This window comes from Aminicella lysinilytica (genome assembly GCF_004362975.1).
Lineage (GTDB): Bacteria > Bacillota > Clostridia > Peptostreptococcales > Anaerovoracaceae > Aminicella > Aminicella lysinilytica.
On the sequence record NZ_SNXO01000026.1, the window covers coordinates 1 to 15039 of the forward strand.

The following is a 15039-nucleotide window of genomic DNA, read 5'->3' on the forward strand; positions in this document are numbered from 1 at the left end:
AGACTGACCCTGTAAAAGCCGCATGATTTTGAAACAAAAAATAGCCGAATAACGGAGGCATATCACCATGCGTCTCTGTTTTGCGTTACTGAAATTAGTGTGACACGAATTTCATACACCTTCATGAAACCTAGGGACCAAGCCGTTTAACGTAAAAAGAGGCATATCGCATCAGAATTAGTCTAATGCGACAGCCCCTTTTAATTATTAGTTATTTTTGTTAAATTTAGTAGATAATCGTCGTTACCAGCCAGTTTTCAATGAAACTGATACCCGGGTTCAAAATGTAACTGGTTATGTTGAAAAGTACCAGGACAAGAAGTATAAGATACCCTTTGTCATAGACCTTCCAATACCAGCTGTATTTCTCCAGATTGAATATCTGAGTGATGATTCCGAAGCCGTCTAACGGCGGTACCGGTATCAGATTAAATATCATCAGCACGACATTTATCATGACTACATACTGCAGCATCTGGATTATTACCGACCCTGCCGTCGAAACGAAGAAGGCGCTGTTAGTATGCACTATTATATGCAATATAAACGAAAATAGTATTGCTATAAGGAAGTTCATAGCCACGCCTGCAAAGGCTACCAGCATCTGGTCAAGCCTTTTGTGCTTGTAGTATCTCGGATCGATCTGCACAGGGATACCCCAGCCGAAACCCGCAAACAGCAGACACACGAAACCGATAATATCCATATGCTTCACCGGATTGATAGTCAGCCTGCCCTGTAGTTTAGGAGTAGGATCTCCGCAGGCGTAAGACACTGCTCCATGAGCGAACTCGTGAAATGACAGTCCTATAACTATGCCCGGTAACATCAACAGTTCCGATATGAACCAGCTGCCAAAATCTGAAAACTGGCCATTGAGAAGATTCAACACTACCATAGCCGCAATTACTATTGCCATCGGAGCTAAACTCTGTTTATTCATTATTCTCTTGTCAATCCTTCTATAGATTCCTGCAGTTCATCGATAGTCTTATTATGAGCGTCAACTCTTTCGCAGATATCCATTGCATCCTGCTCCAGTTCTTCGCCGGCCTTAGCCTTTTCATAATAGATCTTGCCGATCTTAGCAAATTCTATATCGATTTCCTTTCTCTCAGCGCTTACTTTTCCCTTGAGTTTAGTCAGTTCGATCGCGTCGCCTGCTCTGTCCCCTGCCATCTTGGCTGCGTCTGTGATTTTGTCAAATAAAGCCATTACAATACCTCCATGTAAAATAGTTATTTGCAGTTTACCAGTCTGCTCTCTTTAGTAGTTATAAGCCTCTTCTTGGTCTCGAAGGACTTCTTTTCAAGCTCCATATCGTAATCGATTCCCTTGAACTCTTCTCCCTTGTTGGAAGCTGCCACCTTGATGATTTCCACAGTCAGCCATGGATCGCATATTAGCATAGGGCCCAGAGTATTAGTGAAAATGGAGTTGTTGACTATAGCCCCTTCTTCCCTGTTTTTACCGCAATTACCATATCCATATTCCAGTTTTCCGAAAGGCTCAGCGCCTGTCAGCACCAGATCGTTCATCTGTATCTGGTTACCTATCATCTGGAATTGTTGTCCATTATACACGCATTCGAACCAGTTGTCATCCCCGTATACATCATTATTTTCCGTGGCATACAGTGAAACAAGGCCCAGGCCTTTTATTTTGCTGCCGTCTGTTCTGACGATCTCACTGCCGAAAAGCCCAACGGACGTACCCGTTACGATGAGCGGTTTGCCGGCCTTGATAAACTCATCAAGCTTATCTTTGTACGGCAAAAGCCAGTCATACACTGCCGGGAATGATGATATCTCCCCGGGAGCGCAGAAAATTATGTCGTAGTTTCCCGGATCGAATCCCTCAGTAGCAAAGTCTATCTTATTGACTGATACGGTCATGCCGGCCATTTCGCCGTAGCGTTTCAGTGCCAGCAGATTTCCACGTTCGCCGTGAAGGAACAAAGTGTCGGGAAACAGCCACGCGATCTTTAATTCACTCATTTGTTACCCTCCTCTTTGATATATTTTTCCATATGTTCGTAGGTGTGGAGCCAGGTTATCAGGTAGATATTATCTGTCTCCGCCTCCTCTATTTCCTTGAATATTACGTTAACATCCTCTGTATCGGCAACAGATATCATGGACGGATCCACGCCCTCGTATATGAATCTGTTGACAGTATCGTAGCACACATGGTCTGAGAAACAGAAGTACTTCTCCACGTCGGACCTGACCAGTTTGGAAAAGTCGCAGTCGTATGCATAGAACGATACGGCGTAATGAGGTATCAGATCTACCAGCGGGCAAAGACCCAGGCAGACCATTTTTCTGTTGGGATCGTTGGCCATTACGTTGATACTTGTCTGCAATGTCTCCGGATTCTCCTGTTTGATACGCATGTACTTGATGGTCTTATTCTTATACTTGAGTATCTCGAATCTCCCTCCGACGTTCTTGAAGTTTCCGAAGGCCTTCGCTGAATCTTCCAGACTTATACCTGCCAGTTCCTTAGCCACGGCCGCCGCCGCCGAATAGTTGTATATCATGTATGGCGTGTCGTAAGGCATATCGAAGTCTACGCCGCCTATCTTGAATTTCCTGTTTGTAAAGTCCGCATCGGTCACGCTGTAGTCAGCCTCGGCATTGCTGGAATGACCGCAGTTGACGCAGTGGAACCTTCCTATGCCGTCGGTATTATAATAGTCAAAGGCTATCTTATGATGGCATTTAGGGCAGGCCATGGTAACATAGCTGGCGTCTTTATTAAAGGCTTCAGCATGTTTCTCTGCTCCGTAAGTTACTACTGTCTTTCCATCGTCATCAAAGGACTTGGTGCGAGGCTCGTCGTTATTCAGAAACAGTCTCAGATCTCCGCCGGATACGGCGTCCTTGAGTTTTCTATAGATATAATCAGGGTCTCCGTTACGCTGGACCTGATCCTTCTGCAGATTTGTAATGAGAAGATTCGCCGCCGGCAGCTGTTCTCTTATGACAGGTACATATCTCTCATCTGTCTCGAAGATATAATAATCAGCCTTGACGGTGCCGCCCAGTGAGGAAGCCTTGATCAGCGCGGTGCACACTCCGTAAATCAGGTTGGCCCCTTCCAGATTAGATACTACCTTCTTACCGTTAGCCTTGAATATGTGGTTGATAAGATTGTTAGTCGTAGACTTTCCGTTAGTGCCCGTTATGAACAGCACCTTCTCCGGATCTATTCCCTTGAAATGGGACACCATCAGCGGATCTATCTTCATGGCCTTTTCTCCGGCCAGATTGGTGCCTCTGGACTTGTCCACCATGCTTATGAGAAAGTTAATGAACTTTCCGAACCACAGTGCTAAATGAAATTTCATCTGATTCTTCCCTCCAGACTGAAGGTCTTTCCTTCTGTTATCTCTACGTCGACGAAATTGCCGACCATGTTTTCCTCTCCCTTAAAATTAACCAGCTTGAATCCGTCTGTACGACCGCTGAAGGCATTGCTGTTTCTTTTGCTCCTGCCTTCTACCAGGACCCTCTCGATCCTGCCGTCATACACGGCGTTTTTCTCTGCGCTGATAGAATTCACCAGTTCAACCAGCCTGTTGAACCTCTCATGCTTAACATCCTCCGGTATCTGATCCTCATAATCGGCCGCCGGCGTTCCCTGACGCACTGAATATAAGAAAGTGAACGCCGAATCATATCTGACCTGAGCCACCAGATCCAGTGTCTCCTGAAATTCTTCCTCAGTCTCTCCCGGGAATCCAACGATTATATCCGTTGAAATCGTTATGTCGGGAACTGCCTTCCGAAGTTTATCCACCAGCAAAAGGTAACTGTCTCTGTCGTAATGCCGGTTCATGCGCTTCAAAATATTGGAACTGCCCGATTGTACCGGTAGATGGACATTCTTGCAGAGCTTGTAGCACCTGGCAAAAGCGTCTATCAGATCATCCGACATATCCTTTGGATGGGATGTCATGAATCTTATCCTGTCAATACCGTCGATCTCTGCGATCAACCACACGAGCCCCGCAAAGTCCACTTTGTCCCCGCCTGCGTTTACGCCTTTATAGGAGTTTACGTTTTGTCCCAGGAGCATTACCTCCCTGACACCGTCCACCGCAAGAGCCTGTATCTCCCTGACTATATCCTCCGGTCTGCGGCTGCGTTCACGGCCGCGGGTGTATGGCACGATGCAGTATGTACAAAAGTTATTGCAGCCGAACATTATGTTCACCAGGGCTTTGCTCTTGAAAAGCCGTTTGGCCGGCAGGCCTTCTACGATCTCGCCGCCGTCTGCCCATATCTCCATTTCCTTATCTTTCTCCTGCAGAACATTATTCAGGAGTTCCGGAAATCTGTGGATATTGTGAGTGCCGAAGATTATGTCTACCCAGGGGTATTTGGTCTTCAAAGTATCTATTATAGGTTGCTGCTGCATCATGCAGCCGCAGACGCAGACTATGAAGTCCGGCTGGTCTTCCTTCCTGCGTTTAAGCTGACCGAGGGTTCCGAAGAATCTTTTATCGGCGTTGTCGCGAACGCTGCATGTGTTGATAATAGCCACTGTTGCGTCTTTTCGCTCCGCCACTTCTTCATATCCCATATTCGTCAGCATGCCTGCCAGTATTTCCGAATCGTGTTCATTCATCTGGCAACCAAAAGTTGTAATGTGAAAAGTCTTATTCATTTATGATCCTTAAATTATGTGCATTTCGTTCTTTTTATCTCTGCCCATGAGCAGTTCTACGGCTTCTCTGGCGTCTATACGATCATTGATACAATCATAGATGGCCTCTGTGATAGGCATCTCCACGCCTACCTGCTTAGCCAGTTCATAGGCCGCTTCAGTTGTAAACATGCCCTCAACGACCATGCCTACTTTCTTGGTGGCCTCAGAAGGTTTCATGCCCTCGCCTATCATTATACCGCAACGGCGGTTCCTTGAATGCATACTTGTGCATGTAACGATCAGATCGCCAACTCCGGCAAGTCCGGAAAAAGTTTCTATGTTAGCTCCCAGTTTGACTCCCAGCCTGCTCATCTCTGTGATTCCGCGGGTCATGAGGGCTGCCTTGGCGTTGTCTCCGAATCCGATACCATCTGATATTCCGGCTCCAAGTGCTATGATATTCTTCAGAGCGCCGCCCAGTTCTACACCGCAGACATCTTCATTGGTGTAAACTCTGAACCTCTCTGTCATGAATACTTCCTGTATATACTCAGCCAGCTTGATGTCGCGTGATGCAACTGCAACTGTCGTAGGCAGGAATCTACCTACTTCTTCCGCATGGGACGGTCCCGACAATACTACGTATTTTACATCAGGTCTCAGAATATATGCTATCTCTGACATCCTCATAAGCGTATGCTGCTCTATGCCCTTGGCAACATTCACCACTACCATATCATCATCCAGGAATGGGATGGCGCTTTCGAATGCGCTTCTGAAATGCTGTGCCGGCGCGGAAAACAGAGCTATGTCTGCTCCCTTCAGGGCTTCTTCTGTAGAGTCCACTACTGTAAGGTTATCATTGAACTTGATACCCGGCAGATACTTTACATTTTCTCTGTGTTCCTTCATCTGAGCAATGTGCGCCTGATCTACATCGCATATCTTCACCTGATGACCTTTATTACTTAAGGTAATAGCAAGAGCTGTTCCCCAGCTTCCTGCTCCTATTACTCCTATTTTCTTCATTATTCTCCACCTTTCTTTTTGAAACGACTAAAACTTATGCTATCTTCTTCTCCATGTATGAGTCTTACGAAATTACTTCTATGTTTAAACAGCACCAGAAGCGCCATTATAGTACCTACATAAATGAAATCCGGCTTCATAAAGTAACATTCCACCGGAAAAGCCAAACCTATTATTATGGATCCAAGGGAAACTTTCCTGGTGATCAAAACTGCAAGCACTACTATTACCAGCGATAGCAATCCCAGTCTCCAGTCTAAAGTAACTACTGCACCAAAAGCAGTAGCAACTCCCTTTCCGCCTTTAAATTTCAGGAATACCGGCCATATGTGACCTATAAATACAGCCAGGGCGCAGTACATAGCTGCATCCGGCGCAAAAATACAGGCCAGGCTGACGGCCAGGGCTCCTTTGGCAATATCTACTACCATAGTCACCAGAGCGGCCTTAGGCCCCAGTACTCTGAGTGTGTTGGTAGTTCCGGCGTTTCCACTGCCGGCTTTCTTGATGTCTATACCCTTCTCACGAGCCTGTAACGTAGATGGCGATATATTACCAAGGCAATATGAAATAACTATTACTAAAACAAACCAGGTATTTACCATGTATTATTGATCCTTCTCTCTCTTTTCTCTGAATACGAACTTTATAGATGTGCCTTCAAAGCCAAAGGCATCCCTGATCTTATTTTCCAGATATCTCGAATATGAGAAATGCAATAAATCGCGTTTATTGATCTGGAATGAGAACAGTGGAGGCTTGACGCCTACCTGTGAAACATAGTAGATCTTCAGTCTCTTACCTTTGTCTGCGGGAGGTTGTTTCATCATCATAGCATCTATTATCAAACTGTTCAACTGTCCCGTAGGTATACGGGTAGATCTTATTTCTGATACTGCCTTGGCTGTTCTCATGACTTCGTCAAGTCTGAGCCTGTCCTTTACTGAAATAAACAGTATCGGAGCATAGGACATGAAAACAAGTTCCGAAGCTACTTTTTCCTTGAATTTTTTCATAGTGTTGGTTTCTTTCTCTATAAGATCCCACTTATTCACTACGACTATTATGCCCTTACCGGCTTCATGAGCCAGGCCCGCTATCTTTTTGTCCTGCTCGGTGACGCCATCGTTAGCATCGATCATCACTATGCATACATCGCTTCGCTCAATCGCCGCCACGGCACGAATGACGCTGTATTTCTCAATATCTTCGTTTACCTTGCTTTTACGTCTGATGCCGGCAGTATCTATCAGAGTATAATCATCGCCATCCCACCTGAATGGCGTATCTATAGAATCTCTGGTTGTTCCCGCAATCGGCGATACTATTACTCTGTTTTCATTGATCAAAGCGTTGACTAATGAGGATTTACCGACATTTGGCTTTCCTATGACAGCCAGCTTGATGCTGTCATCATCTTCCAGACCGGCTCCCTGCGGGAAGCTCTCTACTATGATGTCCAGAACGTCGCCAAAGTTCAGTTTGTTTGCAGAGGAAATCGGAATAGGTTCTCCTATTCCAAGTTCATAAAAGTCATAGATGGTATCCGGCGGATTCAAAGGATTGTCCACCTTATTTACCAGAAGGATGACTTTCTTTCCTGTCCTTCTGAGCATCGCCGCAACTTCTTCATCGGCTGCAGTCATGCCTTCCTTGCCATCTACCATGAATACTATTACATTGGCCATATCCATAGCTATCTGAGCCTGCTCGCGCATCTGAGACAAAATGACATCCTGATTGCTCATTTCGATACCACCTGTATCGACCAGACCAAAAGTCACGCCGTTCCATTCGGCTTCGGCATATATCCTGTCTCTGGTTACTCCCGGCGTATCCTCTACTATGGAAACTCTCCGGCCAACTATTCTATTGAAAAACGTCGACTTACCTACGTTAGGTCTTCCGACCACTGCTACTATCGGTTTACTCATTGAATATACCTCCGGCAAATTCTTCCGCGTTGAACTCTTCCAGATCTTCCATGCCCTCGCCTACTCCAAGGTATTTGATCGGCATGTCGAACTCATCGGCAATGGTTATTGCTATTCCGCCTTTGGCAGTTCCGTCCAACTTGGTTATTACTACTCCTGTCAATTCAGCAACTTCATTGAATTCCTTGGCCTGAGATATGGCGTTCTTGCCGTTGGTTGCGTCAAGCACCAGCAGGGTCTCCCTGTCGGCCTCCGGATATTCACGAGATACTACTTTGTTCATTTTTTCAAGCTCGGTCATAAGGTTCTTCTTCGTCTGCAGCCTGCCGGCCGTATCACAGATCAAAACATCTATTCCTTTTGCCTTGGCCGACTGTATAGCATCGAAAATCACAGCGCTCGGATCGGCGCCTTCCTGATGCATTACCGTATTCACTCCGATCCTGTCGCCCCATATGGCAAGCTGTTCGCCTGCGGCAGCTCTGAAGGTATCGGCAGCGGCAAACATTACCGTCTTGCCTTCTTCCTTCAGTTTATGACCCAGTTTGGCAATGGTAGTCGTCTTGCCACCGCCATTGATGCCTATCATCATTATAACAAGCGGAGTCTTATCCGAAAGCTTATTACGGTCTCCCTTATCTATGAGCCTTATTATAATATCAGTCAGGCCCTTTTTAATGTTCTTCGGCAGAGTTATCATATTGTCTTTAATATACTCGCGAAGTTCATTCATTATTTTCTCTGTCGTATCCATACCGATATCAGATGTAATGAGGATCTCCTCGATTTCATCCATCATATCCTCGTCGATCTTCTGACGCATAAACAATGCATCGCCGATACGCTCGGATAAACGACCGAAAAAGCCTTTTCTTTCTTTTGTTAAAGACATATTAAACCTCCGTTAACTTGTGTAATCGTCCGGATCGTAGTCACCTAATCTCAGACTCAGGACTTTGGAAACTCCCTGCTCAGGCATAGTAACACCATAGAGCACGTCTGCATGTTCCATAGTTGCCTTCTGATGAGTGATCAGCGCAAACTGAGTCTTATTGAAATGTTTGAGATACGCAGCAAATTTCTCAATGTTATCATCATCGAGAGCAGCCTCTACCTCGTCAAGTATGCAAAATGGCGTAGGCTTGGCATCCAGGACAGCGAACATGAGCGCTATGGCAGTCATGGTCTTCTCTCCGCCGGACATAAGATTGATATTCTGCAATCTCTTTCCTGGAGGTTGAGCGATTATATCTATTCCCGACTCAAGGGGATCGTTCTCATTTTCCAATCTCAATTCGGCATGTCCACCACCGAAGAGTTCCGTAAATACTCTTTCAAAATTGGATTCTATAAGATTGAAATTATCTTTAAATGTACGAGTGATTGTAGTATTCATATTGCTTATGATGGATTCCAGTTCTCTCATTGCAGCTACTACATCGCTTCTCTGTTCCGTCAGGAAGTTGTAACGCTGGCTGACAGACTCGTATTCACTGATAGCGCCGACATTTACGTCACCAAGTTTTTTCATTTCATTTCTTATCTCGCGAGTCTCCTTAACGGCCGAAGACATAGCAAAATCATCCAGTTTGTAATCATCTGCCTGAGCATAGGATACTTCGAATTCCTCCCAGAGTTTATCCTTCATGGTATCCAGCTGAGTATCATTTCTGGCCATTTTGATTTCCAACTGATATTTGGAATCCTGGTAAGTATTAAGGTCCCCCTCAGCATCCTGAAGCTGCTGCTTGATTTCCTCCATCCGCTGATTGAGTTCATTCTTCTCTTTCTCGATTCCTGATATGAATTCTTCTGTGGATTTGCGTTCCTGTTGAAGCTGCTCTAACTGAGCACCTTCATCAGTATAACCATACATAAGCTGATTCCGGGACCTGCCTAACTGAATCAATTCATTTGATTTTTCCTCAGTCTGCTTTCTGAGATCTTCATATTCTGCTTTGACTCGAGCCAGTACTGATTCCGTACCGGATAATTTACTTGACCACTTTCCGGCTTCTATACGGCTTTCAGTGACTTCCGCATTTGCCTTCTCTATTTCTTTCTTTCTGCTCTCATTGTCAGACATAGCCGCTTCCATATCCTGTGTTATTCTGGCTATGTCATTCTCCGCGTCTTTGCTTTCATTAAGCATCTTAGCTATCATGGAATCCGTATCTTCCAGTTCCCTGGCAATAGACTCGATTTCCAGCTTGTTTTTATTGATATTACTCTCCAGCTCAGCAATTGAATTGTCTACATTATTCTTTTTATTGTTAAGCCCGGCTATTTCAATTTCATTATCACGTTTTTCTTCTTCGATAATGGACAGGGATTTATTAACTGTTACGAAAGCTTCTTTTACTCCCTGTAGTTCCCTCATCTGTTCTTCAAGGTTGCGGTCAGTTTCTTCAATATCGTTTGCCAACTTGGCGATCTCATTTTTACGTTCCAAAAGGTTGGCTGTCTTATTTCTGTATTTGCCGCCTGTAATTGCTCCGCTGGCGTTGATTATCTCGCCATCCATAGTGACGAATCTCACGCCTCTACCACCGACTTTGGACAATTTGATTGCCGTCTCCAATGTGTCTACAACAGCAACTCTGCCTAAAAGATATTCGAATACTCTTCTATACCTTGGATCGAATTTGATTATATCCGAACCTATACCCTTAAATCCTGCATCATTGGAAACAGCGTCGTTAAGAGTTATCTTTCTGGCGTCTATAGATTCCACCGGCAAGAATGTCAATCTGCCTGCTCTATTATGTTTAAGTGAATTTACAGCTTTCTGCGCACTCTGATCATTGGCACATACTACATTTTGCATAGAAGAGCCTAATGCTGTCTCAATGGCTGATTCAAATCCTCCGGGCACCTTCATAAGATCGCCTACAACGCCTTCGATCCCGGATATGCCACTTTTCATAATAAATCTTACAGCGTAGTTATACCCCTCATAATTATTCTCCATTTCTTCGATGGTCTTCTTTCGGGATATCATCTGGCTACTGCTGATTCTAAGCTGTTCTATTGAAGGTCTGAGTCTGTCCTGTTGTTCTGTCAGGTTTCTCTGTCTACGCTGGATTTCCAGAGATTCCTTGTCTATTCTCTCCTTGTTATCTACAGCTGTCCTACCTGCGTTCTCCACTTCTCTGAGATTACTGTTAGCATCCAACAACTCAGATGATAACTGCTCCATATCTCTTTCCAGTTGAATACGACGCTTTTCCATAGTAGTCTTATAGCTTTCTATGCTCTTAGCCTCGCTCTTAGAAGCAGACGCCTTACTGTGTAGTTTAAACAGTTTATCATTTCCTTCGTCTATTACAGCTGCAAACTTAGATGATTCAGAAGTTACATGATTATAAGCGTAGACCCTTTCTTCCAGGATATTCTCAGCTTCATGGAGCCTGGATGTATGATCTTCTTTCTCAGTAGTTAATCGATCTACTTCTTTATTTGAATCTTCGATTTTTGAATTCAATTCTGTTATTTCCGAATTCAATCTTTTCTCATCTTTATCCAAACTGGCAAGTTTTTCTCGATTGACCTCGCTTGTCTGGGAAATGCTGTTGATTTTATCAACTATGTCCATTAGTTTATTACGGGCGTCACTTGACATCTTGTCTAAAGTAGCGCTCCTTTTGCTGACTTCATTGGACTCAGTATCTACACTCCGCTTATTATTACGTATGAAATTGATCTTGCCTTCAAAATCAGCTATGTCGCCTTTATACTGTTCATTTCTTTTATTGGCGTTATCGATATTTCTCAGAGTAACATTTATTTCAAGTGACTTATACTTTTCCTTTAACTCAAGATAGCGTTTAGCCTTGGTGCTGTCTGATTTCAAACCGTCAATACGGCCTTCTATCTCGTTGACTATGTCATCGATACGTTCCAGATTGCCTCTGGTGTTCTCCAGTTTACGCTCAGACTCAGCCTTCCTGGTTTTGTACGCTACTACGCCTGCGGCCTCTTCAAATATCTGTCTTCGGCTCTCAGGTTTATTACTGACGATATCAGCAATTTTTCCCTGGCCTATAATAGAATAACCGTCTACTCCTATTCCGGTATCCATGATAAGTTCACGGATATCCTTCAGTCTGCAGGCGTTACTGTTGATCATATATTCACTCTCGCCGGATCTGTACATTCGGCGTGTTATAGCTACCTCGTTGTAATCAATGTCCAGTATCCCTGCAGAATTATCTATTACCAGAGTAACTTCCGCAAGTCCACGTGGCCTTCTGTTTTCTGTGCCGTTGAAAATGACTTCTTCCATTTTCCCGCCTCTGAGAGCCTTGGGACTCTGTTCGCCAAGGACCCATCTTATGGCGTCACTAATATTGCTTTTACCGCTGCCATTCGGTCCTACCACGCAGGTTATCCCCTCATGGAAATCTATGACTACCGGTTCGGCAAATGACTTAAATCCGTGTAATTCCAACCTCTTAAAGTACATTAAATATATCCCCCTTCTAAGGTGTCTTTAGCCGCGTTCTGTTCAGCTTCTTTCTTGCTTTTGCCTATGCCGGATCCCAGTTTTCTATCATCAGATACCAGATGCACATAAAAAGTCTTATCGTGATCCGGTCCTTCTTCTTTATCCAAAACATATTTAATAACAGGTACTGTACCCTTGCTCTGCAATATCTCCTGGATCTCAGTCTTGTAGTCCGCGAAAATTCTGCCGGCCAGGGCGTCTTCTATAATGTCGTGGAATTCCCCCAAAACAAATTCCCTGGTATTTTCATAGCCGCTATCAAGAAAAATAGCGCCGATAACAGCTTCCATAGCATCTGCTACAATTGACTCTCTTTGCCTGCCGCCGTTATTCTTCTCGCCATTACCCATATTCAGATAATCGCCGATCTGAAGTCTGGTCCCTACTTTAGCCAATGATTTTTCGCATACCACCAGTGCTCTTGTCTTCGTTAACTTGCCCTCATTTACACTGAAAAGCCTGTCATACAACTCCGCGCCTGTAATGGCATCCAAAAAAGCATCACCCAGAAACTCCAGCCTCTCGTTGCTTTGACTGGATTCCATATTATTCTCTCTACAGTAAGAACTATGAGTAAGGGCTTTGTTTAAAAGCCCCTTATCATTAAAACTGTAATCTATTTTCTTTTCAAATTCCTGATTATTCACTGCTGTCCTTATCCTCGTTTCTGGAAATAGCTTCTTCAATTTTTCCAACTACGTCCTCTTTCACATAAGGTATCGATTTCAATATGGTCTGCTTGACAGCAAGCTCATCGGAAGAACCGTGCATCTTCAGCAACGCTCCTTTGACTCCCAATATAGGCGCTCCGCCGTATTCAGCGTAGTTGAACTCCTTCTTCAGATCTCTTAACTGATCCTTCAACAGTACTGCGCCAAGTTTGGATTTCGCATTTGTAAGAAATCTGCGTTTCAGTTCCCTCAGTACCATAAGGCCCATACCTTCTGTCAGCTTGACTATAGCATTGCCTGTGAACCCATCTGTAACTATGACATCACATACTGCATCCTGCAGTTCTCTGGTTTCTATATTCCCGATAAAGTTCAGATCGCTGGCCGAAAGGAGCTCATAAGCCTCTTTAGTCAGAGCCGTTCCCTTCCCCTCTTCAGTACCATTATTTACCAGCCCCACTGTCGGATTCTCCCGTCCAAGGACCTTCTCCATATAGAGACTGCCCATGGTAGCAAATTCCAGCAGGTTCTTAGCCTTACATTCAGCATTGGCTCCGGTATCTGTCAATATCGATGGTTCGTGGCTTATTACAGGATAAACCGTAGCGAGGGTAGGTCTGTCTATACCCTCGATACGGCCCAGGATGAACAGGCCTCCGGCCAACATAGCGCCGGTACTGCCAGCAGAAATAAACACATCTCCCTGGCCGTCTCTGACCATAGCGATGCCTTTTACTACAGATGAATCCTTCTTACGCCTCACAGCCTTAACAGGTGCCTCTTCATTGGTTATCACCTCATCAGCGTTAACTACGGTTATCTGGTCACCCTTATAACCATTAGCCTTCAGCGAGTCTGCTATCAGATCTTCCTTGCCTACTACGACAATATCATCTTCTATTTCTTTAGCGGCAGCTATAGCGCCCCTGACTATAGAGTCAGGAGCATTATCTCCGCCCATTCCGTCCAGAATGATCCTCATTATTTTTCTTCTTTCTTTTCCTTATCAAGTTTCTTAACTACTTCATCGATTCTTCTTGCAACTGCTCTGAAATCTTCCTCTTTGAATCCTCTTGTAGTCATAGGAGCTGTTCCGATCCTTACGCCGCTTGTCTGCATAGGTGAACGCTTGTCGTTAGGAACGGCGTTCTTATTCAGAGTGATACCTACTGCATCGCAAGCTTCCTGAAGATCTCTTCCGCTAAATGAGAACTGTGAAAGGTCAAGGAGGAATACATGATTGTCTGTTCCGCCTGTAACGACTTTATATCCCATCTTCAGGAACTCATCGCATAATGCTGCGCAGTTTACAACTACCTGATGCTCATAAGTCTTGAATTCAGGTTTAAGTGCTTCCTCAGCGCATACAGCCTTTCCGGCGATAATGTGCTCCAGAGGGCCACCCTGTGAATAAGGGAATACAGCGCTGTCGATCTTCTTGGCAAACTCCTGCTTACCAAATACCAGACCGCCTCTAGGTCCTCTCAGTGTCTTATGAGTAGTAGTAGTAACTATGTCTGCATATCCGAATGGTGTAGGATGCTCGCCTGCTGCAACAAGTCCGGCGATATGAGCCATATCTACCATGAAATATGCTCCTACTTCCTTAGCTATCTCCGAGAATGTCTTGAAATCGATAATTCTTGAATAAGCACTGGCTCCTGTCATGATAAGTTTAGGCTTAAGGTCATGAGCTTTCTTCCTGACATCATCCATATCGATGTATCCTTTTTCGTCAACATCATAGAAATGGACGTCATAAAGTTTACCACTGAAGTTTACTGATGAACCATGAGTAAGATGTCCGCCGTTGTCCAGGCTCAGTGAAAGAATCGTGTCGCCCGGCTCCAGAAGTGCCTTATATCCTGCGAAGTTAGCCTGTGATCCACTATGCGGCTGAACGTTTACGTGATAATCAGTCTTGAATACTTCTCTCCACTTATCGCAGCAGTATTCCTCAAGCTGATCTACGAACTCTGTTCCGCCATAGTATCTGCCTTTGTTTCCTGAAGTTCTTACATAAGGATATCCCTCTGCATACTTCCATGACAAACAACTTCCGCAAGCTGCAAGTACTGCCTCGGAACAATAATTCTCCGATGCGATCAGCTCAACGTTGTTTTTCTGCCTGTTATACTCCTTCTCAATAAGAGCTCCCACTGTCGGGGATGTCTTCTTGATAAATTCGTAATTGTCAACATTATAAGTGCTATCGTCTTTACCATCTTTGTTAAACATTTTC

Annotated in this window: 13 protein-coding genes; all 13 read right to left on the minus strand. The window is 44.5% G+C overall.

The genetic code is table 11. The annotated features are described in order from the left end of the window. Positions 1–226 precede the first annotated feature (226 nt). The 13 genes from EV211_RS07430 to EV211_RS07490 are packed head-to-tail and all read right to left on the minus strand — an operon-like array spanning position 227 to position 15035. Positions 227–943, minus strand: coding sequence for a site-2 protease family protein (locus EV211_RS07430; protein WP_133528798.1), 717 nt, complete (start codon positions 941–943; stop codon positions 227–229). Then, positions 943–1215 (minus strand): hypothetical protein, encoded by a 273-nt coding sequence (locus EV211_RS07435; protein ID WP_133528799.1) that lies wholly within the window; start codon positions 1213–1215, stop codon positions 943–945. Before EV211_RS07435 ends, EV211_RS07430 begins: the two co-directional genes overlap by 1 nt. Positions 1216–1238: 23 nt before the next feature. After that, positions 1239–1997 (minus strand): cobalamin biosynthesis protein CobQ, encoded by a 759-nt coding sequence (locus EV211_RS07440; protein ID WP_133528800.1) that lies wholly within the window; start codon positions 1995–1997, stop codon positions 1239–1241. Further along, positions 1994–3352: a MurT ligase domain-containing protein gene (locus EV211_RS07445; protein ID WP_133528801.1), complete on the minus strand. Its 1359-nt coding sequence runs from the start codon at positions 3350–3352 to the stop codon at positions 1994–1996. The genes EV211_RS07440 and EV211_RS07445 overlap by 4 nt, the downstream gene beginning before the upstream one ends. Continuing rightward, a complete protein-coding gene (miaB, locus tag EV211_RS10810; protein ID WP_133528802.1) occupies positions 3349–4674 on the minus strand; it encodes a tRNA (N6-isopentenyl adenosine(37)-C2)-methylthiotransferase MiaB in 1326 nt (441 codons plus the stop codon). The genes EV211_RS07445 and miaB overlap by 4 nt, the downstream gene beginning before the upstream one ends. Before the next feature lie 9 nt (positions 4675–4683). Continuing rightward, positions 4684–5685, minus strand: a complete 1002-nt coding sequence (locus EV211_RS10815) for an NAD(P)H-dependent glycerol-3-phosphate dehydrogenase (protein WP_133528803.1) — start codon at positions 5683–5685, stop codon at positions 4684–4686. Continuing rightward, the gene (gene plsY, locus EV211_RS07460; protein ID WP_133528804.1) at positions 5685–6290 is read right to left on the minus strand and encodes a glycerol-3-phosphate 1-O-acyltransferase PlsY; all 606 of its coding nucleotides are present in this window, start codon (positions 6288–6290) and stop codon (positions 5685–5687) included. Before plsY ends, EV211_RS10815 begins: the two co-directional genes overlap by 1 nt. A 3-nt stretch (positions 6291–6293) precedes the next feature. Then, positions 6294–7619, minus strand: coding sequence for a ribosome biogenesis GTPase Der (gene der, locus EV211_RS07465; protein ID WP_133528805.1), 1326 nt, complete (start codon positions 7617–7619; stop codon positions 6294–6296). After that, complete coding sequence (gene ftsY / locus EV211_RS07470; RefSeq protein ID WP_133528806.1) at positions 7612–8511, minus strand: signal recognition particle-docking protein FtsY; 900 nt, start codon at positions 8509–8511, stop codon at positions 7612–7614. Before ftsY ends, der begins: the two co-directional genes overlap by 8 nt. 12 nt (positions 8512–8523) lie before the next feature. Continuing rightward, positions 8524–12084, minus strand: coding sequence for a chromosome segregation protein SMC (gene smc / locus EV211_RS07475; RefSeq protein ID WP_133528807.1), 3561 nt, complete (start codon positions 12082–12084; stop codon positions 8524–8526). Continuing rightward, complete coding sequence (gene rnc / locus EV211_RS07480) at positions 12084–12773, minus strand: ribonuclease III (protein ID WP_243108567.1); 690 nt, start codon at positions 12771–12773, stop codon at positions 12084–12086. The genes smc and rnc overlap by 1 nt, the downstream gene beginning before the upstream one ends. Next, a complete protein-coding gene (gene plsX, locus EV211_RS07485) occupies positions 12766–13779 on the minus strand; it encodes a phosphate acyltransferase PlsX (RefSeq protein ID WP_133528808.1) in 1014 nt (337 codons plus the stop codon). The genes rnc and plsX overlap by 8 nt, the downstream gene beginning before the upstream one ends. After that, positions 13779–15035: a serine hydroxymethyltransferase gene (locus EV211_RS07490; protein ID WP_133528809.1), complete on the minus strand. Its 1257-nt coding sequence runs from the start codon at positions 15033–15035 to the stop codon at positions 13779–13781. Before EV211_RS07490 ends, plsX begins: the two co-directional genes overlap by 1 nt. Between the last annotated feature and the right edge of the window lie 4 nt (positions 15036–15039).